The organism is Sphingobacterium sp. InxBP1, from assembly GCF_026191775.1.
Classification (GTDB): Bacteria; Bacteroidota; Bacteroidia; order Sphingobacteriales; family Sphingobacteriaceae; genus Sphingobacterium; species Sphingobacterium thalpophilum.
Map to the genome: position 1 here is coordinate 284175 of NZ_JAINDX010000044.1, position 21733 is coordinate 305907.

General features: G+C 42.9%; 19 protein-coding genes and 2 tRNA genes. 13 read left to right on the plus strand and 8 right to left on the minus strand.

What is annotated here, in order from left to right; genetic code table 11:
* Positions 1-74 precede the first annotated feature (74 nt).
* The 4 genes from K7A41_RS11880 (at position 75) to K7A41_RS11895 (ending at position 4709) form a co-directional block, all read left to right on the plus strand.
* Positions 75-2492 carry a heavy metal translocating P-type ATPase gene (locus tag K7A41_RS11880; protein ID WP_265713854.1) on the plus strand — a complete coding sequence of 806 codons (2418 nt, stop codon included), beginning with the start codon at positions 75-77 and terminating at the stop codon, positions 2490-2492.
* Between the two features lie 44 nt (positions 2493-2536).
* Positions 2537-2752: a heavy-metal-associated domain-containing protein gene (locus K7A41_RS11885; protein ID WP_265713855.1), complete on the plus strand. Its 216-nt coding sequence runs from the start codon at positions 2537-2539 to the stop codon at positions 2750-2752.
* Between the two features lie 313 nt (positions 2753-3065).
* Positions 3066-3629, plus strand: a complete 564-nt coding sequence (locus K7A41_RS11890) for a TlpA family protein disulfide reductase (RefSeq protein ID WP_265713856.1) — start codon at positions 3066-3068, stop codon at positions 3627-3629.
* 492 nt (positions 3630-4121) lie between these two features.
* Positions 4122-4709: an outer membrane beta-barrel protein gene (locus tag K7A41_RS11895; protein WP_265713857.1), complete on the plus strand. Its 588-nt coding sequence runs from the start codon at positions 4122-4124 to the stop codon at positions 4707-4709.
* A 113-nt stretch (positions 4710-4822) separates the two neighbouring features.
* On the opposite strand, the gene K7A41_RS11900 is transcribed toward K7A41_RS11895, so the two are convergent.
* The 4 genes from K7A41_RS11900 to K7A41_RS11915 all read right to left on the minus strand — a co-directional run bounded on the left by K7A41_RS11900 (position 4823) and on the right by K7A41_RS11915 (position 9131).
* Positions 4823-5854, minus strand: a complete 1032-nt coding sequence (locus K7A41_RS11900; protein WP_265713858.1) for a Gfo/Idh/MocA family oxidoreductase — start codon at positions 5852-5854, stop codon at positions 4823-4825.
* Between the two features lie 324 nt (positions 5855-6178).
* A tRNA-His gene (locus K7A41_RS11905) sits at positions 6179-6252 on the minus strand.
* Positions 6253-6500: 248 nt separating this feature from the next.
* On the minus strand, positions 6501-8390 hold the full coding sequence (gene htpG, locus K7A41_RS11910) for a molecular chaperone HtpG (RefSeq protein WP_028070309.1): 1890 nt from the start codon (positions 8388-8390) through the stop codon (positions 6501-6503).
* 177 nt (positions 8391-8567) lie between these two features.
* Positions 8568-9131 (minus strand): YqgE/AlgH family protein, encoded by a 564-nt coding sequence (locus K7A41_RS11915; RefSeq protein ID WP_028070310.1) that lies wholly within the window; start codon positions 9129-9131, stop codon positions 8568-8570.
* A 150-nt stretch (positions 9132-9281) separates the two neighbouring features.
* Between K7A41_RS11915 and pdxH the strand changes: the two genes are divergently transcribed.
* From pdxH to ruvB, 5 genes are all read left to right on the plus strand, one after another.
* Positions 9282-9935, plus strand: a complete 654-nt coding sequence (gene pdxH, locus K7A41_RS11920; protein WP_265713859.1) for a pyridoxamine 5'-phosphate oxidase — start codon at positions 9282-9284, stop codon at positions 9933-9935.
* Between the two features lies 1 nt (position 9936).
* Positions 9937-10428 (plus strand): NADH-quinone oxidoreductase subunit C, encoded by a 492-nt coding sequence (locus K7A41_RS11925; protein WP_028070312.1) that lies wholly within the window; start codon positions 9937-9939, stop codon positions 10426-10428.
* Between the two features lie 5 nt (positions 10429-10433).
* Entirely contained in the window at positions 10434-11630 is a 1197-nt protein-coding gene (locus K7A41_RS11930) for an NADH-quinone oxidoreductase subunit D (RefSeq protein ID WP_028070313.1), read from the plus strand.
* A 343-nt stretch (positions 11631-11973) separates the two neighbouring features.
* A complete protein-coding gene (locus tag K7A41_RS11935) occupies positions 11974-12711 on the plus strand; it encodes a polyprenol monophosphomannose synthase (RefSeq protein WP_028070314.1) in 738 nt (245 codons plus the stop codon).
* 13 nt (positions 12712-12724) lie between these two features.
* Positions 12725-13747 (plus strand): Holliday junction branch migration DNA helicase RuvB, encoded by a 1023-nt coding sequence (gene ruvB / locus K7A41_RS11940; protein ID WP_028070315.1) that lies wholly within the window; start codon positions 12725-12727, stop codon positions 13745-13747.
* A gap of 16 nt (positions 13748-13763) precedes the next feature.
* Here ruvB and K7A41_RS11945 read toward each other — a convergent pair whose 3' ends face one another.
* The 3 genes from K7A41_RS11945 to K7A41_RS11955 form a co-directional block, all read right to left on the minus strand.
* Complete coding sequence (locus K7A41_RS11945; protein ID WP_265713860.1) at positions 13764-14309, minus strand: hypothetical protein; 546 nt, start codon at positions 14307-14309, stop codon at positions 13764-13766.
* Positions 14310-14316: 7 nt separating this feature from the next.
* Complete coding sequence (locus tag K7A41_RS11950; RefSeq protein WP_265713862.1) at positions 14317-16809, minus strand: S9 family peptidase; 2493 nt, start codon at positions 16807-16809, stop codon at positions 14317-14319.
* 85 nt (positions 16810-16894) lie between these two features.
* A complete protein-coding gene (locus K7A41_RS11955) occupies positions 16895-18319 on the minus strand; it encodes an ATP-dependent DNA helicase (RefSeq protein WP_028070317.1) in 1425 nt (474 codons plus the stop codon).
* A gap of 85 nt (positions 18320-18404) precedes the next feature.
* Between K7A41_RS11955 and K7A41_RS11960 the strand changes: the two genes are divergently transcribed.
* The 3 genes from K7A41_RS11960 to coaD are packed head-to-tail and all read left to right on the plus strand — an operon-like array spanning position 18405 to position 20216.
* A complete protein-coding gene (locus tag K7A41_RS11960) occupies positions 18405-19199 on the plus strand; it encodes a DUF3822 family protein (protein ID WP_265713864.1) in 795 nt (264 codons plus the stop codon).
* On the plus strand, positions 19190-19729 hold the full coding sequence (gene rsmD, locus K7A41_RS11965; RefSeq protein ID WP_028070319.1) for a 16S rRNA (guanine(966)-N(2))-methyltransferase RsmD: 540 nt from the start codon (positions 19190-19192) through the stop codon (positions 19727-19729). Before K7A41_RS11960 ends, rsmD begins: the two co-directional genes overlap by 10 nt.
* A 1-nt stretch (position 19730) precedes the next feature.
* The gene (coaD, locus tag K7A41_RS11970) at positions 19731-20216 is read left to right on the plus strand and encodes a pantetheine-phosphate adenylyltransferase (RefSeq protein ID WP_265713865.1); all 486 of its coding nucleotides are present in this window, start codon (positions 19731-19733) and stop codon (positions 20214-20216) included.
* A gap of 212 nt (positions 20217-20428) precedes the next feature.
* Here coaD and K7A41_RS11975 read toward each other — a convergent pair whose 3' ends face one another.
* Positions 20429-21385, minus strand: a complete 957-nt coding sequence (locus tag K7A41_RS11975) for an aldo/keto reductase (protein WP_265713866.1) — start codon at positions 21383-21385, stop codon at positions 20429-20431.
* A 181-nt stretch (positions 21386-21566) separates the two neighbouring features.
* Here K7A41_RS11975 and K7A41_RS11980 point away from each other — a divergent pair.
* Positions 21567-21646: transfer RNA gene (locus tag K7A41_RS11980), tRNA-Leu, on the plus strand.
* The last annotated feature ends 87 nt before the right edge of the window (positions 21647-21733 follow it).

Below are 21733 nucleotides of genomic sequence, written 5' to 3' on the forward strand. Positions count from 1 at the left end.
CAATCCCTTAATTGTGTAAGGATTGGATGTTCATTTTTGGCCAACTTTGTATAGTAAAATAAAATACTACAGATATGGCTACAAATATTTATAAAGACACCGTCTATATACCATTAGAGGATGTAGAAAGCGAACATTGCGCATTAATTGTCGAAAAAGGACTCGCTCATGTGCAGGGTGTGGAAAGCCAGAAAGTTGAACTCAACAACCGGCGCGCAGCAATCACTGTCAACGACAGCGAAGCTGTGGCTAAAGCTGTAAGAGCGGTGAAGGATCTTGGTTATGGTGTTCCCACTGTGACGAAAACTTTTCCCGTACTCGGGATGACCTGCGCCTCCTGCGCAAGCAGTGCTGAAAGTATGGTTAAGTATGAACCTGGCGTCCTGAATGCTGCGGTCAATTTTGCCACAGGTAACCTAACGGTAGAATATTTGCCGAATATCACAGACAGTATCAAGATTCAGAAAGCCGTACAAGGAGGAGGCTATGACCTTCTGCTCGAAGATGAGTCAACTCAGCAAGAGACGCTGGAGTCGATCCATGCTGCTAAATTCAAAGTACTCAAAACCAAAACAATCTGGGCAGTTATTCTGGCTCTTCCAGTTGTCATTATCGGTATGTTTTTTATGGACATGCCATATGCTAATCTGATCATGTGGCTGTTTTCGACGCCAGTTATCCTGTTACTGGGCAAGGATTTCTTTATCAATGCCTGGAAGCAGGCGAGACACCGATCCGCGAATATGGACACCCTAGTTGCTTTGAGCACAGGTATTGCGTACGTGTTCAGTGTTTTTAATATGTTTTTTGCAGATTTCTGGCACCAGAGAGGTTTGCATGCCCATGTTTATTTTGAAGCTGCAGCTGTCGTTATTGCCTTTATATTGCTTGGTAAATTGCTGGAAGAAAAAGCAAAGGGCAATACGTCTTCCGCTATAAAAAAGCTGATGGGGCTTCAACCCAAAACGGTCGTTATCATAGACGCTGACGGTACTGAACGACAGGTACCCATTGAAACGGTGAATGCTGGTGACATTATACAAGTCAAGCCGGGCGAAAAAATTGCAGTTGACGGCATGGTGATAGCGGGCAGTTCTTATGTGGACGAAAGCATGCTGAGCGGCGAACCTGTTCCTGTATTAAAAGTGGAAAACGAAAAGGTGTTTGCAGGTACGATCAATCAAAAAGGTAGTTTTCGATTCAAGGCTGTGAAAGTTGGGAAAGAAACCATGTTGGCGCAGATCATCAAGATGGTGCAGGATGCACAGGGCAGTAAGGCTCCAGTGCAAAAATTGGTGGATAAAATAGCCGGTATTTTCGTTCCGGTCGTGATCGGTATCGCATTATTTACCTTTGCACTGTGGTTCATATTAGGCGGGCAGAACGGTGTTGTGCAAGGACTTCTCGCCGCTGTTACGGTATTGGTGATCGCGTGTCCTTGTGCACTTGGGCTGGCGACGCCAACGGCTATCATGGTCGGAGTAGGTAAAGGGGCGGAAAATGGTATTTTGATCAAAGATGCCGAAAGCCTGGAACTTGCCAAACGCGTCAATGCTGTTGTACTGGATAAGACAGGCACAATCACTGAAGGTAGGCCACAAGTTACAGGCATTCAATGGCTAGACAATAGCGATGCCGCCAAAAATATTTTACTCAGCATAGAAAAGCAATCTGAGCATCCATTAGCAGAGGCCGTAGTCAACTATTTTAGTACCGCCGATACTGTTGCTGTCGATCAGTTTGAGAGTATTACAGGGCAAGGAGCCAAGGCCTCTTTTGACGGAGAGTATTATTATGTCGGTAACGGAAAGCTCCTTGCTGAATACAAAATTCATATTGCAAAGCAATTGGCTCAACAGGCAGAGTTGTGGGGTGCAGAATCAAAAACAGTCATCTGGTTTGCTAACAGTCGGGAGGCGCTGGCAGTCATTGCCATCTCTGACACGATAAAGAAGAGTTCAGTTCGGGCGATTCAGGAAATGCAGTCCATGGGTATAGAACTATACATGCTGACGGGGGACAATGAAACAACAGCCCGAGCAATTGCAGAACAAACGGGTATGAAACATTATAAAGCGGAGGTGATGCCACAGCATAAAGCTGCGTTTGTCCGCGAACTTCAACAGCAAGGAAAGGTAGTCGCTATGGTAGGAGATGGTATTAATGACAGTACGGCCTTGGCTACTGCCGACGTAAGCATCGCGATGGGAAAAGGAAGTGATATTGCTATGGATGTGGCCAAGATGACCATTATTTCTTCGGATCTAACCAAAATTCCGCAAGCCATCCGTTTGTCGAAACAAACAGTGGCTACGATCAAACAAAATTTGTTCTGGGCCTTTATCTACAACGTGATCGGTATTCCTGTAGCAGCCGGTATTCTTTATCCAATCAACGGATTTTTATTGAATCCCATGATTGCCGGAGCAGCAATGGCTTTAAGCAGTGTAAGTGTCGTAAGCAACAGTTTACGTTTGAAATGGAAAAAGTAATAATTTATAAACGATAATACATTAATAACATTAAAATTTAAAACATGGAAGACAAAAATATTCAATTTAGAACAAACCTCAATTGCAGTGGATGTGTATCGAAAGTAAGTGCTGATCTTGATCATGCAGACGGCATCTGCGAATGGAACGTAGATACAGCAAGCAATGACAAAATACTTACGGTGAAATCGAATGGTATAACGGAAAATGAGGTCATTGAGATTATCAAAAATAAAGGCTTTAATGCGGAACTAATCTAAGTAATACCGCAAATAGCAGAAAGTGTCTGGCAGATACGGGCTTATGTAATAGCTCGATATCTGCCTGTATTTTTGTACAGATATTCGTACGCGTTTTTTTATCAATGGCAACTTGCAGGCAAAGGTAAATAATCTTATTTTAGCAGAATAGGTGTGTCACATTCAAAGCATATTTGGTCATGTATTTATCCCGTGCTGATGAGTGGCCTGCATGTAACTAAATATTGTATTTCTTTTTTATCGAAGCAAGAGTGACAAGTATCAACACGATAAATCGTAATCGTCACACCCTGTAAACGTTAACATGTTCATTATGCAAATAAAATTCAATCGGATAGCGACACAGCTAGGTGTGTTGATCATTGCAGCTAGTACCTTGGCTGCTTGTGAAAATCGGCAAAAAGCCGGTGAATCTACTGTTCAGGAACAGCACGAGGCTGTCAAGGATACAACAATGAAGGGGACTGGCAACGTTGCGTTTACAGATCAGAAGGGACAGGTAGTCACATTGGACGCGTTGAAAGGTAAAGTTGTCTTTATCAATTTTTGGGCCACTTGGTGCCCGCCCTGCATTCACGAAATGCCTTCTATTAACAGCTTACGAAATACTTTTAAAGGAAATCAACATATAGAATTTTTGATGGTAGACGTGGACAACGATATAGAAAAATCTGCTGCATTCTTGAAGGAAAATAATTACGATCTACCATTATACACACCATCCGGCGATATTCCACCTGAGTTTTTAGGCGCATCGATTCCTACGACAGTGATATTGGATAAAAAAGGGCAGATCGTTGAGCGTCTCGAAGGGAGTAGAGATTATGCGGCACCGGAGATCGCGAAAGCTTTAGAAGAGCTCATCAATGCAAATTGACTCTTAGCGTTCATACTGCACTTCTCCACTCGGAAGTGCGGTATGAACGCTATCGAAGACATTGTTTCGACTTCCAGCAGATCCTGCTGCTTTTTCTTCGTTTTGAGTAGCATCACCGGTTGAAGTGAATGGATTTTGTAGATTTCGAATGCAGTATCCATCATGATTTAACTTTGGCAGGCCATGTCACCAATGAGAGCTAACTCGCCGCACTTCATCACTAAATAATCGATATCCTTAATTTCTGTCATAATTAAAGCCAATCCATCAATTCCATGGTGGTTCGCGATTAACAGTGGTGCTTCTGGGACGTAATTCTAGCAATAAAGCAGTGGGATTCGTCTATGAAATGTCAATGTTCGTATAAAAGTATTAAGTCATTGGTTTAATTGCTGTATCTTTAGTCAGATCGTTACTTAATAATAGATGCTATGTGATCAGTCTTTCCTGTTTGTGCTACAGAGACTGATAAGAGAAAATACAGTACTTTTTATGCCAGTCAATACAAAAATAAAAACAATCTTAGCTTGTGGCGTTGTGTCAGCAACGTTATTTCCAAACAATACAATGGCTCAATTGGGCTTAGGTGTGAGGGCAGGGGGGAATCTGTCCAGTACCAATGGAACAGGATTTCATTCCAGTAAACGAATTGGCTATCAGCTAGGCGGTCATGTAAATTATCATTTTAGCAAGAATCTGGCATTACAGGCCGAGCCTGCCTATAATTTGGTTCGGATCCGCAACAATGAGACGACCGCCCAACGCGAGCATGGTATTGGTGCTGGTACACGAAAGCTTGAGTATATAAACGTGCCACTGTTTCTAAAAATAAGTTTTACGAGTACGGTTGCGATCATGGGAGGACTCGATTTTAACTTTCTACTCAATGACGATCGTTACAAATTGAATAATGGAGCGAATGCGTTTCGTAGCAAACCCAGAACAGGGTATAGCCTGGGCGCAGAAATAGGGGGCGTGTACTTTCGGTATCGAAAGTTTAACCGGACAAATAACATTGTTGATAATTGGACCGCAGATATTGAGCAATACCAGCTTGGGTACAAGTTTGATCTATTTTAGTTCAGACTGCGTTAAGCCGCATGTATACTGCTGCCATCCATGATTTTGAACTAAAAATGATGTAACAGTTATGACAAGAGAGTGCCATCCCTTGGAGTTGGGATGGCTTTAATCTATAAGGTGTCTTCGGCTTGGAGCATTTCTATCTGCCACCGGATATGCTCTGCCTTAATTGGAAAAGGCACGTCAGCACAAAGATTATCATAAATCGCTTCAAACAAGAGATTATAATCTCCTTTGGGCGATTGGGGATAAGAGATCTTTCTCTCGTTGTTACTGTCTACCACAACAAGCTTTCCTTCACTACCTTTCGGTTCTCTACCATATAACGCTGTGTCAGGAAGCATACCGTCCATCAGCTGTTGTTCTTGTACGTCAGCCATCGTTTTAATGAAACTTCCTTTGGTGCCATGGAGTACAAACGCTGGTAAGGGTTCGGCAACAGCGAGGCTTCCCGTGAGAAAAACATTGAGATTATTTGGATAACGTAGATGGTAATGAAAATAATCGGCCACCTGCGAGCCAGGTCTATTGACAGTAGTGGTTTTACTGAACTTCAGCGGGCGGCCGAATAGAGAAATTGCTTGGTCTATAAGATGTGGACCTAGGTCATAGGTAAGACCACTTGAAAGATACTGATTATTTTCCTTGAAATATTTTTGTCCCAGTTCGATTTTATAACGGTCAAACCGAAAATGTACTTCAGTCAATTTACCGAGGTCACCGCGCTCCACGACATTTTTGACTTCCAGAAAATGACTGTCAAAGCGTCTGTTCTGATAAAAGAAAACCCGCTTCCCGGTATCTTTACTAACTGCCATAAGTTTTTCGAACTGTAACAGGTCTTCTACTGCGGGCTTTTCAAGCAGGACATGCTTGCCTGCGTGAAGGGCTGCGGTGGCATACTCAAAATGTGTATGGTTTGGCGTGTTTACAATTACGAGTTCAATAGAGTCATCAGCCAGTAGCTCCATAACAGTATCATAGCTTTTTATTGCCGGATAAAGCTGATGAGCTGCTTTTGTAGATCGCTCAACTACAGCAACAAGATTAAAATGCGGATTAATGTGGATAAAGGGCGCGTGGAAGACTCTCCCCGACATGCCAAAGCTTAAGATTCCTGTGTTGATTGTTTTATTGCTCATTGTCATGATAAGTTTAAAATAGCATCAAACATCATAGTACGCTATGCTGAACCATGCTTCTGTCAGCTAAATCATAATGTTGATTCCTGTAAATATAAGATATCTGATTAAAATACCAAGACCATATATAACTGTTTGGTCAATATGTCAATATAGATATTGGGGGATTTCTTTTTCACATCATGTCGTGTACCGCAGCTATTGTTGTAAGTGCTAAAAATTGAGTCAGTGGACGCTGATGGAAGGAAGGCACTCATTGGCTGAACATGAGGCACATCCAGCTCTGAAAAAACAAAAGGCAAACCAATTTTGGTCTGCCTTTTGGGTAAGTAATCGGGCTCGAACCGACGACCCCTAGAACCACAATCTAGTGCTCTAACCAACTGAGCTATACCTACCGTGATTTTGATGATACAAAAGTACGATTAAACCTGTTTCTATCCAAATATTTGAATCAAAAAAAGAGTCTTTACCCGCCAACTAAGTGAAGATTAGTTTATTAAAATTTAATAAAAAACCGCAGTTGAAACACTTGGTTCCAACTAAAAGTGGGGGCAAAACCACGAGGTAACTCGGGGTATGGTGCAAACGAAAAAGGTGAATATCCACACAGATATCCACCTTTTCGTTTGCACCATACTGGGTGTTAAATCATTTCGACACTTCGTTTAACGAAGGAAGTTAAATCCGCTCCGGAAAGAAGTCCTCTAGATAATAGAGCCAGATCGAATGCTTGTTTTGCCAGTTTAGATCCCTCTTCCTCAGAAGCAGAAAGAATCCGCTTAATCAACGGGTGGTTTCCATTGACAGTAACTTTGTAATTGTCAGGTAGCGTACCGTAAAAGTTCATGCCACCACCAGTTTTTGCCATATCTTTCATACGGCGCATAAATTCATCGATCGTGACGGATACAGGTAAGTCCGTTTCATGGAGTGCGCCGACTTCCACCTTCATATCCTGACGCGAAATGGCTTTCTCGAAAACTTCAAGTGCCTTTTTTGATTCATCTTCGGACAGTGACAGCTCTACCTTGTCATCCTTTTGGATAAGTTTATCGATGACGTCGGCGTCAACACGTTTCAATTGCACTTTTTCACCACCCTTCTGCTCCAAATAGGAAGCAAAGTGGGTGTCAAGCGGTCCGTCAAGTACCAGTACATCGTAGCCCTTGTTCAGAGCAGTCTGGATAAAACCATCTTGCTGTGCAGGATCGTGGGTGTACAGGTAAACGATATTACCATCTTTATCTGATTGAATATCTTTTACTTTTTCGTAGTATTCTTTGATGGTATAACTTTGGCCGGCCGTGCTTTTGAGTAAGCAGAAGTCATTTGCTTTTTCAGCAAATTTCTCGTCGCTCAACATGCCATATTTAATAAATAAGCCTATATCTGTCCATTTTTCCTCAAAGCCTGGACGATCAGATTTGAAAATTTCATTTAATTTGTCCGCGACTTTCTTTGTGATATAGCTGTTGATTTTCTTCACGTTGCTGTCCGCTTGCAGAAACGAGCGGGATACGTTCAACGGAATATCCGGGGAGTCGATGACGCCGTGAAGTAACATCAGGAATTCAGGCACGATATCTTTTACCTCATCCGTAATGAATACCTGCCTTGAATACAATTTGATCTTGTTCCGCTGAATTTCAAGCTCGTTTTTTACTTTAGGGAAGTAAAGGATCCCTGTCAGATTAAAAGGATAATCAACATTCAGGTGAATCCAGAATAATGGCTCATCCATCGAATAAGGATACAATTCACGGTAGAAGGCTAAGTAATCCTCATCTTTCAGTTCAGAAGGTGATTTTGTCCAAGCTGGATTGGTGTTGTTGATGATGTTGTCAACTTCAACAGATTTGTATTTGGGTTTACCTTCTTCATCTTCTCCATCGGGCTCAGAAGTTGTTTTTGTACCGAATCTGATGGGGATAGGGAGGAATTTGGCGTACTTGTCCAAAATATCCTGCAGACGGGACTGATTTAAGAATTCGGTTGACTCGTCGTTGATATGCAAAATGACATCTGTACCGCGGGTGGTGCGTGTTCCTGTTGATATCTCATATGAGGTACTTCCATCACAGGTCCAATGCGCAGGTTCGGCGCCATCCTGATAAGAAAGTGATTGGATTTCTACGGTATCCGCTACCATAAATGCTGAATAGAATCCTAAACCAAAGCGGCCGATAATTTCATTGGCATCGTTGGCTTCTTTGAATTTTTCCATAAATTCAGTAGCTCCGGAAAATGCGATCTGATTGATATACTTTTTGATCTCTTCAGCCGTCATACCTATACCGTTATCCGATATGGTAATCGTTTTGGCTGCTTCATCAAATTTGACATCAACGATCAGCTCTCCAGTTTCACCACTGTATTGGCCAAGAGACGCTAGACGTTTTATTTTCTGTGATGCATCGACAGCGTTGGATACCAGCTCACGCAAGAAAATTTCATTATCAGAGTACAAGAATTTTTTGATGACGGGAAATATGTTCTCCGTATGGATTGAAATACTACCTTTTTCTGGATTCATAATTTGTATATCGAATTTTTAATTTTTAATATTTTGGTAGTACCTGCACAATCGTTGTTCCAAACGGCTTGGATAGGACAGGATGGCAGAACAGGTGTTCATTTTGTCATAGTTATGTAAGCGAGCTGACTTCGCTGCAATTATTAACTGTCATTAGCTCGTCCATTGATTCTGCCCTTAGTTTAACTCAGGGCTTTTCGGAAAATTAGCAACATGGGCATATTTGGGGCCCAACCCAATAACGGCGTCTTTCCAAAGGAGTTCACCATCTCCCTCAAAGATAATCTCCTGACGATATTTGTTTTGCACAGCCCAGCTATTTTCCTGAAGTTCACGAGCCAGCTGGCCAGAAGCCCAGCCCGAGTAGCCTATAAAAAATTTGAGTTCACTATGCTGAATGCTATGAGACCGCAGGGCATCGATCAGTTTATCCTCATCGCCACCAAAATAAATTCCGGGCGCGACTTCTTCGCCGCTGAGTAAAAGGTCAAAACGACTGTGTACAAAAAATAAGCTCTCTTGGGCTACAGGGCCCCCGAGATAGATCGGGAAATCGCAGTCGGGTACCGTTGTCAGCAGTTGACCGATACGTACATTGGTTTTAGTATTTAAGACAAAGCCCAGACATCCTTCGTCGTTGTAGTCGCAGAGTAAAATGACTGACCGTAGGAAACGCGGATCAAGCATAAATGGTTCGGAGATCAGTAAGCTGCCTTTTTGTGGATCTAATTCGTTAAACATATGGTCAAGATTTAGTTTTTTATATAAATTACTTCTACTACTTATGATATGCGAGATCTATGCCAAAAAAAAGCTTTTCGTCAATTTCTACTAGGTTTATAGAGAAAAAGCAATGATTTTAGTAAGTTTGTAGGAAAAAAAGAGATTTCTATGTCCATTCAACATAAAGATATTGCTGCGATCCGACAGGATTATGTATTGGGTAATCTTTCGGAGTCTGATGTGGACCACGACCCAGTCCGACAGTTTAAAAGATGGTTTGATGAGGCGGTTCACAGTGAAGTAATCGAACCAAACGCCATGGTATTATCCACAGTGTCTGCTCATCATATGCCCTCATCGCGTGTTGTTCTAATGAAAGACATTGTCGATGAAGGTCTGGTTTTTTTTACCAATTACGAGAGCCGAAAAGGCGAAGAGATGCGGGCCAACCCACATGCGTCCCTACTATTCTTTTGGCCTGAACTGCAACGACAGGTACGAATAGAAGGTGTGATTGACTTTGTTAACGAGTCTGACTCAGAGGAGTACTTTCAGTCTCGCCCCAAGGGTAGTCGTCTTGGTGCAATTGCGTCGCCGCAAAGCCAGGAAATTCCCAACCGGCATTATTTGGAAGTGAAGCTCGAGGAGCTTGCGCGACAGTATGAGGATAGCGATTTTGTTCCCAGGCCTATACACTGGGGTGGCTACCTACTGAAGCCGATCTATTTTGAGTTTTGGCAAGGGCGCGCAAGCCGCTTGCACGATCGCATTGTTTATAAAAAAATAGCAGATTCTTGGAAAATCACACGCTTAGCACCCTAACATGACTTTTGACGAAATAAAATCCAAGCTTGTTGCAGCGTTCGGGCCTGCAGTAGTGCTTCGGGAAGAGACCTCAGGCTTGCAACCCGCTTTGTTCATTAGTTGTGAACATCTGGTTGATATCTGTCACTTCTTGCGGGACACGGAAGGCCTATATTTTGATTTTTTGAGTAACCTTTCCGCTGTAGATTATATAGACCATTTCACTGTTGTATATCATCTCAACTCGCTACCCTATCGGCATACGCTCGTGCTGAAAGTCGAATTGCTTGCTGCAAATCGTTCGTTAGACGAGCTACCGGAAATCCCCTCGGTAACGTCAGTATGGCGTACAGCAGACTGGCATGAACGGGAAGCCTTTGATCTCATGGGCATCTATTTCGATGGACATCCTGATCTGAGGAGAATACTTATGCCAGATGATTGGGAAGGGCATCCCTTACGTAAAGATTATAAGGATGCTGAAAAATATCATGGAATTAACATTAATTAAAGCGAATGGCTAATCCAAAATATAGAACGGCATTGGACCGTTACGAAAAGCATCTGACCGATATTTCAAGCCAGGAAATGGTCTTAAACATGGGGCCTCAACATCCATCTACGCATGGCGTATTGCGGTTGCAGTTGATTACTGATGGCGAGGTGGTGAAGGAGGTCGTGCCCCATCTCGGATACCTGCATCGCTGTTTTGATAAACATGCAGAGTCTTTAAACTACGGAAAGACGATTCCTTTTACCGATCGGCTGGACTATCTGGCTTCGATGAATAATAGCCATGCTTTTGTGATGGGTGTAGAACGCATGCTGGGACTGGACAGCAAAATTCCGAAGCGAATTGAGTATATACGGGTACTGGTCTGCGAACTTAATCGAATCGCATCACACCTTATTGCAATAGGGACTTACGGCATCGATATAGGAGCCACGACACCTTTTCTCTGGTGTTTTAGGGATAGGGAACATATTATGAATATGCTGGAGTGGGCGTCAGGCTCGCGGATGCTATACAATTATATCTGGGTAGGTGGCCTGTTTTATGACCTGCCTGTGGGCTTTGAAAACAGGTGTATGGAGTTTGTCCGTTACTTTAAGCCTAAATTGGTGGAGCTGGACGAAATACTCACTTCAAATCAGATTTTTATATCCCGAACGGCAAATATTGGCGTTCTCCCACCAGAGGTAGCCATTAATTACGGGGTGTCAGGTCCTATGCTACGCGCGTCAGGTATCAAATGGGATTTGAGACGTATCGATGCTTACTCTGTCTATCCGGAGATAGAATTTGACATTCCGATCGGTAAGGGGGAGATGGGGACTATAGGAGACTGTTGGGATCGGTATAAAGTCCGTGTGGATGAAGTCAAAGAATCGGTCCGAATTGTGGAGCAATGCTTAGAACGTCTGCAAAAAGAATATGCGCGCACTCCCGATTTTGATCCTCGGGCGCTGGTTCCTAAAAAAGTCAATCTGAAGGCACAGGACTATTACATACGTGCGGAAAACCCCAAGGGTGAACTTGGCTTCTATTTCGTGACAAAAGAGAAATCGGATATCCCTTTGCGGGTAAAATCCCGGGGACCGAGTTTCAATAACCTGTCTGTCATTTCTGAACTCGGCAAAGGGGTTTTAATTGCGGATTTGATTGCTATCTTAGGATCGATTGATATCGTGTTGGGGGAGGTGGACCGTTAATTTTTGCGGATGTGTGCATGGTTTACAAACGTTTTAGCAAAATTAGATATTAATTGTATTGAAAATGTTGCATTAAAACGCAGAAAAACTTGCATATGTAAGCAATATTCACCATATTTGCAGTCTCATAATTTAAGTTTATAATTGGTTAATGAAAGCTCGTTACTCCCATAGTAGCGGGCTTTTCTTTTCTGCAGCAGTCATTTCGCATTCATTCATTGTATTGGCTACTTTTGGTACTGGGCGATGACGGGGGATCAGCCGTGAAGTCATAATTTTCGTGTTAAGTACTGCGCTGAATTAGGTGTAAATTGTTACCTTTACTGGTCTTAAATAAAATAAAGTGACTGACAGTTTAGTTATCATTCCAACATATAATGAAAAGGAGAACATTGAGAAAATCATCCGTAAAGTTTTTTCCTTGTCACAAGCATTTGATATATTGATCGTTGACGACGGTTCGCCTGACGGGACAGCAGATATCGTTAAACGGTTACAGCGCGACGAATTTTCTGCCCGTTTGTTTATGGAGGAGCGGCGCGGTAAACTGGGGCTGGGCACGGCTTACATCCATGGTTTTAAATGGGGGCTTGCACGTGAGCACTATGCGTATATTTTTGAAATGGATGCTGACTTTAGCCATAATCCCGAGGATCTTCTGCGTTTGCGGCAGGCATGTGTCGATGGTGCCGATATGAGCATAGGTTCCCGATATATCAAAGGGGTAAATGTTGTTAATTGGCCGATGAGCCGGGTATTGATGTCTTACTTTGCCTCCGTGTATGTACGGCTTATTACTGGCATCAACATTCAGGATGCGACAGCAGGCTTCGTATGTTTTAGGAGAGAGGTGCTTGAGACGATACCCTTAGATAAAATTAAATTCGTCGGATATGCTTTTCAGATTGAAATGAAATTTACAGCCATTCAATATGGTTTCCATGTCGTGGAGGTGCCGATCATATTTACCGATCGGACGGAAGGTACCTCCAAAATGAGTACAAGTATTTTTAAGGAAGCTTTTTTCGGTGTGATCCAGCTAAAGTTGGGTAGCATAGGAAAGCGATACAAGAGAAATTAACAGGTTTAGGGCAATGAACGAAAATTTAGATCCAAATCCGGAGCGTTTGAGCAATACTGACCGGGACATTGAGCGGGCACTCAGGCCGCAGGCTTTCGAAGACTTTACTGGGCAGGCGAAAATATTGGAAAATCTGAGCATTTTTGTGAAAGCCGCCAGACTCAGGGGCGAAGCATTGGACCATGTCCTTCTGCATGGGCCGCCGGGGCTTGGTAAAACAACGTTGTCTCATATCATCGCCAATGAAATGGGGGTAGGCATCAAGATCACATCCGGACCGGTCCTCGACAAGCCCGGTGATCTCGCGGGACTATTGACAAATTTGGAAGAAGGTGATGTCTTATTTATTGATGAGATCCATCGTCTAAGTCCCTTGGTGGAAGAGTATCTATATTCCGCAATGGAAGACTTTAAAATCGATATTATGCTCGAAACGGGCCCCAATGCCCGTTCCGTTCAGATTTCTCTGAATCCCTTCACTTTGATCGGTGCTACGACCAGATCGGGCTTGCTGACAGCACCCTTGCGTGCGCGCTTTGGAATCAACTCACGTCTTCAATATTATGACGCGAAGTTGCTGACTACCATTGTACTTCGTTCTGCACATATTCTCAATACGCCCATTTCAGAAGAGGGTGCTTACGAGATAGCGCGTCGGAGCAGGGGCACACCTAGGATCGCGAATGCGCTGTTGCGCCGCACACGGGACTTTGCACAGATAAAAGGTAATGGGAGTATAGACCGGGAAATTGCCAGATATGCTTTGAACGCGCTGAATGTTGACGAAAATGGATTAGATGAAATGGATAACAAAATCCTGTCTACCATTATTGATAAATTTAAGGGTGGCCCTGTTGGCTTAAAAACAGTAGCAACAGCGGTAGGGGAAGATGAGGGCACCATAGAAGAAGTCTATGAACCATTTCTTATTCAGGAAGGTTACATTATGCGGACATCACGGGGACGTGAATGTACTGAGGCGGCTTATAGGCATCTAGGCCGGGTGCATCATTCTAAAGGAAACACATTGTTTTAGCTCTTTCAAAGCAGGCTTAGCCCGTTGCTTTTTTTAAGATCCTATTGGTTCTGCTTAGTAGAGCCGGACTTGGCTTCATCTGTTGAAAATAATGTATTTGAGCAAGAAGCTCTTCTTTGATCCAAGAATGCTTCTTGCTCAAATTGTTCAAAATATCTAGACAGTTTACGAGCACTGCGACCGGACACTTTGGGTCGATCACCCATTGAAATGCATATTCGATCAACTCTTCTTCAATATCTTGGGATAGCGGGTAAACGTTGTTTTTGTCGGCTGTCAGATACATCAGGATTTTACTGTAGCTGCGTAAGCAACTCCAGTTCTTTTGCATTCTGATGTTGCCAAAAAATTGCGGCAATAGTCCCTCTAACAACCTGCTGTCTTTTAAGACTATCGTTTCAAATACCCATGCGGCCCGGAAAGAAACGACTTTGTCCTTCTCCAATGAGATATCAAGCAGATCTCCAAGGCTTATGCCTTGAAGAATATCCAGGGAAAAGTCCGCTACCTCAAACGATCTTAAGGTAACGGACAAAAAGTTTATTTTTTCACTGTAGGTCATTCACCTGTTATTTTTGCGGTTTTTCCCGATTGATTTCAGTAATATCTACTTCATTCATTTTGGAGTCGCCGAGTAAATATTGGCTAAAATAATCCCCCATTTTCCAGAAGAAGTATTCCGTCATGTCACCAAAGCCATGTCTTTGTCCCGGCAATAAGAGAAAATCGAACCGCTTGTTTGCTTTGATCAACGCGTCGACCATCCGTATGGAATTGGCGGGGTGAACATTATTGTCGATATCGCCAGTAGCAATCAATAGCCGGCCTTTTAGGTTTTTGGCGAGCTCGGTATTTTTATTGATATGATAGACAAAAGTTGTGTCACCCTTTGCGGAAACTTTTTCGTTGACTCCGTGATGCCGTTCACTCCACCAGCGGTTATAGATCTGATTTTCATGGTTTCCTGCACCCGATACAGCAACTTTGAAAAAATCAGGATAAACCAGCATGGCAGCTGTTGACATAAAACCGCCACCAGAATGTCCCGTGATTCCGACCCGGTTAATGTCTATAAATTTATGGCGGTCAGCAAGCTGTTCGGCCGTCACCTTTTTATCTTCGAGTCCATAATCGCGGAGGTTGCCATAACCGTAGGTGTGATACCATTGTGAACGGGAGGGATGGCCGCCGCGGTTGCCCACAGTGACAACGACAAAGCCAAACTGTGCCAGGCGGTCTATTCTATCCATGCTACGGCCAAAGGACTTGTTTACAGCCTCAGTCTGCGGGCCTGGGTAGACATATTCAACGAGCGGGTAGGTTCGGGTACTGTCAAAATCAAAAGGCTTGTACATCACGCCATACAGGTCAGTGGTGCCATCGCCCGCTTTCACCTTGAAGGGTTCAGGAAATTTGTATCCCGCTGCGAATAGCAAGGATAGATCTGCCTTTTCCAGCGTCATAATTTTCTTGCCACTGCTCGAATAAAGTGCAGATTCGGGTACGGTGTTGACCCTGGAAAAGTTATCTACAAAATATTTTGACGACTCACTCATTTCGACTTGGTGATCAAAATTGCCCGGAGTCAGCAGCTTGATTCCGCTACCATTAAGATGGATGCTATATTGATGGAAATAATAGGGGTCTTCATTTTTTTCTTTCCCTGAAGCGGTAAAGAAGAGGGTCTGGCCTGCGGGATCGAATCCAAGGACCTCTTCACAATGAAAGCTGCCTTGGGTGATCTGGTTGAGAAGTTTGCCGTTATTATCATAACGATAATAATGCCCCCATCCGTCTCTTTCCGACCAATGCACTAATTGCTTTCCATTTTCGATAAGTACGGGTTTTTGGACATCCAGGTAGACATTGGAACGTTCCTCAATAACGGGGGTTACCGTACCATTGATATGAACTTTTAGAAGATCTATTCTTTTGAGGTCGCGGCTTGAACGCGAAATATAAAACTCTTGATTATCGCCTAGCCAGTAATTGACGAAGTAGTCTTCTTTGTAAGAGTTCTTATCTGGAGTTTTGCTCCAGTTTGAGATCGTCTGGTTTTTGAACGCAGCTATATTTAGCCTGCGGGGAACTTTTGTGGCTGCATCAAAAATATAAAATTCGGTTTCAGTGGAGTCTACTTCACCGGGCATCTGGTATTTGTAGGTTTCCAATGTGGGGCGAGAGGAACCTACATTGTTAATGACCCATAGCGATTTTAAGGCCCTATTGTCTTTTCTGGTCAATGTAAAATAACGTCCGTCTGGTGACCAGTTTATCCATACACGCTTGCGCTTGGATGCCTCATCTCCATCTTTATCCTTTTCATCGCCGGTTGTGGTACTGTATTCATCACCACCCCAGGCGTAGTATTGCACCCCGTCTTTGGTAATTTGATGCTCGATGATTGTGCTATCTTTCTCATTCTTTACAGCCTTTTGATAATTCATCTTATCCATCCAGTACAGATTGTAATTTTTTGCGAAAAACACGGTATTAGTGTCCGGCGAAAAAGTTGCCCAAGCGAGTGGTGGCTTTACTTTTGTGGAGTCACTAATTTCAGTAACTGTCTTTGAAGCGAGGTCGTACTCCAGATAAAAGAGTTTTTTCTTTAAGGTATCGGATTTGTTTTTAAGTTTTTCAATTTCCTCTTTAGACTTTACCGTGTCCTTTGTGCTTTGTACCTGAAAACGTATTTTTCTCTCGTCTTTTGTAAATTTTAGTCCCTGTAGTTCGAGATGTTGTGCATCAACAGGGTTTTTCACAATCTTCGTGATCTGTGCTGCCAGCTGCACGTTGTCAAATAGGGACTCTTTTTTCTGGAGAGCAGGAGTGACGATGTACCAATTTTTTCCCTGCGGACCTGCATACTCGTACCAGAAACGGTCTGAAAAATTTATCCAGTTAGGTTTAACAGTTGTTGAAAAGATCATTTTTTTCAGCTTCTCCGGAGAGAATTTGGCAGCTAATTGGTAGTTGGGTTTTGCTGCCCGTTCCTGTACCTGCTGTGCATGACCAATGTAAGGCAATAAACTGGCTGCAACAATAAAATAAAACTTATGCATTAAATTAATATAAATAGATAATTTGGGTTTTGGTCATAAAAATATCCATTCTGAAGTCGCTCAACGAATAATTCGTGTAATAATACTATGATGGATAGAAATTTTCACTAAAATTGACCAAAAAAAGTTCCTGTGTAGCCCGTGTGACAGCTGTATACAGCCATCGCAGGAATTCGAGGTCCAACATTTCATCGTTCACATAGCCCTGGTCTACAAAAACAATGGGCCATTGTCCGCCCTGTGCTTTATGACAAGTGACAGCAAAGGCAAATTTGATTTGCAGCGCATTGTAGTATGGGTCTTTTTTTATGGCTTCCAGCCGGTCTTTTTTGTCAGGGATATCTGCATAATCCAAGGCGATCTCCTCATAAAGGTTCTTTTGATCATCGTAGGAAAGGCTGGGGCCGTCGGCATAAAGGCTGTCGAGGATCACTCTACAGGTAATGGGTTCTATTTCATCCAAGTCTATGAATTCTAGGGTTACATCGGCGAAGCGATAACCATGTTGGTCGTGTATATTACTGACTTTTCGCACTTTGGCCATATCACCGTTGGCAATAAAACCTTCACCCATATTATTCTCCTGCAGCCAGTAATAATTGTTTTTGACGACCATAATATAATCCCCACCTGTCAGTTCTTCATCGCGAAACAAGATCCTATTCCGGATATTCTGATTATAAAGGTTGGCGGACCGGTTTGACCGGCAGATGATCATTGTGTTTTCAATGCCGTACTTGTCATAAGCATAATTGATACCTTCAATCAGTCGTTCACCCGTCATACGATAAAGGTCTTTAAATCCTTTTGTTATGAATTTGGGGAAAGGAAATTCATATTGTTCCTGTGTGCTCGAAGTGATCTGCTCACGTATTTTTGTAGCGTTGTATAAAATGCCTGAGTCTTTGGATTGCCTGACCACTGTGGTCAATTCAAGGGGATACACACAGAGTTGAAACTCATTCTCCAGGTAGCTGGGGCTCAGTGCGGGACTATCCGACAGACCTACAGGCGGTAACTGTGCTGTATCGCCGACAAAGAGTAGTGTGCAGTTTTTGCCCGACTGTACATAACGGATCAGATCGTGAAGTAAGCTCTTGGAAAAGACGTTCGCCGGTTCGTTGGATATCATGGAAGCCTCGTCAATGATGAACAATGTGTCCTCATGCAGATTCTCACCGAGCATAAAATCCATTTGAAAGGAAACTGCGGATTTCTTGCGGTAAATTTTTTTATGAATCGTCAGCGCTTTTCTTCCGGAATAATAGCTCATGACCTTGGCAGCCCTGCCTGTAGGGGCCAACAGAACAGCTCTTTTTTTTAAGGCAGGTAACACCTTCACCAATGCGGCAATCAGCGTAGTTTTTCCGGTGCCGGCATATCCACGGAGCACAAAACAGGACTGTCTGTCAAAGGATAATAAGAACTCTTCCAATAATTCGAACGCATCCAGCTGTTGTGCGGTCGGCTGCCAGGGGAATTGCTGTATGAATAGATTTTTGATGAACACATCCAAAGTTATTCAAAAGGTTTGTCTTATCCTCAGAAAAAGCTACTTTTGCTTTAACAAGTTTTTATTTTTTACAACTCAGCGGATGAATTATATCTCAAAACAGTTCAACATTCATTATCTCCCAGAGTACAATCTTTTAGTCAAGGCAGGTTTTAAAAAAGATGTACTGACCGTGGTCGACAAGAATTCTGTAGTACCGATATTAATTGAGTATCCTTCCGAAGAACCTATTTTGGACGCAACACGGATAATGAGCTTACCTTTCCGTTTTGTTCGGGTTGTCATCCCTCATCAGAGTTTTACGTTTATACCTAGAGAGTTTTTTGAGAAAGATCATCTCGAACAGTATCTGGAGTTTTTAGATACTCCGGTCAAAGATGATACGTTTATTTATTATTTAGATAATCTTAATTTAGTCGCTCTATATCAGTTTGATAAACTTCTGTTAAATCGTTGGGTTAGATTGTTTCCAGACGCTGTGCTGCTCCCCGAATTCGCCGTAGTTCTGGACCGTGCGCAGGAGCGGGTCTCGTTGCGGGGAAGTGTGCTGGGCCTGCATTTTGTCGGTAGTAATGCAGTCGACTTTTATCTGTTCAAAAATGGTATTTTCCAACTTTACAACAGTTTTGAGATTTTTAGTGCTGATGATATCAGCTATTATATCGTTAATATTATAACCCAGTTTAGTCTGGGGGCTACGATCAATAAGATCCTTCTTTCAGGTGACTTTACCGAGAACTATTACAACCGCATAGCATCCTATACAGGTACGGTTGAGGTGCTGGAGATTAAAACTAAAGTTAGGCTGGCTGACGAAAATATCCCGGCTGATCTGACTGCTTATAATGTGTTATTTGATTCTATATTATGCGAATAATAGGAGGTCGTCTGGGGGGGCTACGCTTAAATCCACCCGCCAATCTGCCTGTAAGGCCAACTACCGATATCGCCAAGGAAGCGTTATTCAATATATTGCACAACCGATTGGAATTTGAAGGTCTAGGCTGTCTTGACCTGTTTGCAGGTACAGGTAATATCAGTTTTGAACTTGCTTCACGGGGCGCTAAAGCGATAGATGCCGTTGATCTCCATATTAGATGCGTGCAGTATATTGCTGAGACGGCCAAGAAGATGGAGGTTCAGCAAATCAATGCAAAAAAAGCAGATGTATTTAAGTTTATTTCAAGCTGCAAAAGCAGCTATGACCTAATTTTTGCGGACCCGCCATATGATATTCCAAAACTTCCGAAACTGCCAGCCCTAATTTTTGAACGACAATTGCTAAACGCGGGCGGCCTGCTGATTGTTGAGCATCCGTCAACGCGGCAGATGGAAGCACATCCCAATTTTCTGGAAACTCGTAAATACGGGTACTCGTCTTTTTCCTTTTACGTTAATCCATTGTAATATGAAAATAGCAGTTTTCCCCGGATCATTTGATCCTTTCACTTTAGCTCATCAAGATCTCGTGGAGCGGGCCTTACCGTTATTCGACAAAATTATCATTGCCGTAGGTTACAATGCCAATAAAAAAGGAATGCTCGACCATGATGAGCGGGTTCAAGCCATTAGAGGAGTTTTTGCCGATATCAAGGCTGTTGAAGTTCAGAAATATGACGGCCTTACTGTTGATTTTTGTGACCAGGTCGGTGCCAGGTTTATTTTACGCGGACTTCGCAATACCAATGATTTTGAATTTGAAAATGCGATCGCGCAAAACAATCTTTTGCTCAACCATAAGGTAGAGAGCTACTTTTTAATGAGCCGGTCGGGCACTGCTCACATTTCGTCAACGATTGTGCGAGATGTGTGGTATAATGGTGGTGATATTCGTGCAATGGTGCCCTTTAATATCATCGATCTTTTAAATAAGAAACGCGCAGTTCGTAAATAAGCTGAGGTAGTACTTTTTTTTCGACAGAATAATATTTTGCAATCATTTATTTGTATCTATATATCAGTACATTAGCTTTGTTCATATAAACTTTTTTGTGAAATGATTTTCTGGTCGGAAGTGCTGTTATTCTATTTGACGCAAAATAAAATTCTGAATATAAATGTCTAATATTATATAGGATTGTATATCAGTGTCTTATTATTGCTGTGTTAACGGTGAGAGCTAGCCGCGTCAAGAATCCGCATTTCCTCTTCAGACAGCTCAATCTGTATTGCTCGGGCCAGTTCTTCCAACTGCTGGATGGAAGTTGCGCTTACGATGGGCGCTGTAACGCATGGTTTATGGAGTAACCAAGCGAGGGCTATGGCAGACATGGGGGCCTGCTGATTATGGCTTACCTCAGCCAAGGCATCCAGAATGTGTAGTCCACGTGGATTGAATCGATCTTTTAATGCCACGATGCGCTTGGCTTCTTTGATATCATCCAGATTACGGTATTTACCCGATAGAAACCCGCTCGCGAGCGAGTAGTAGGTGATCACCCCCAAATGATTATCGGCTGCGAGCTGCGCATATTGTTGCTCAAATTTATCACGGTCATACAGATTATATTCCGGTTGGATTGCCACATAGGCCGGTAGGTTATGTCTATGCGCTATCTCCAGAGAATCCTTGATGCGTTCGACACTTAGGTTGGACGCACCAATCCACTTCACCTTGCCAGACTGTATGAGCTGTTGATAAGCTTCTAGTGTCTCATCTATGGGTGTTGAGAGGTCATCGTGATGCGACTGGTAAAGATCTATAGTTTCAACCTGCAGCCGTCGGAGCGACTCTTCTGCACACTTGATGATGTAATCTTTTTTCAGGTTGGGCTTGTCATTGTCTACACGGCGCCCGCCTACCTTTGTAGCGATCTGCACGCTGTTGCGGATATCTCTTTTGCTTATCCATCGACCAATGATCGTTTCCGATTCTGACCCACTATGGCCGGGCACCCAATGCGAATAGTTGTTCGAAGTATCAATAAAGCTAAATCCCATATCAACAAATGCATCAAGCAAAGCGAATGACCGCTGTTCATCTACGGTCCAGCCAAACACATTAGCACCAAATACCATCGGCTTAAATTCGATCTCACTATTTCCTAGTTTTGCTTTCTTCATGCTGTGATACGGATTGTTTCTTCTAAATTAACAAAAAAACGTATCTGATAGTCAGAAATCAGGGTTTAAAATAGAATAATAAAAATTTCTTATTCATTTTCAGTCAGTTTAAAAAAACGCCTGTAGTATAATTTGGAATAATAAAAACTTTGCGTACTTTTGCATCATCCCAAACGGATATGCCCGGATGGCGGAATTGGTAGACGCGCTGGTCTCAAACACCAGTGGGAAACCGTGCCGGTTCGACTCCGGCTCCGGGTACGCAAAAAAAGGCTTCTCATGATGAGAGGCCTTTTTTGTTCCCCGACACAAAAGGTGAAAAAAAACACCACAAGGATAACCTTATGG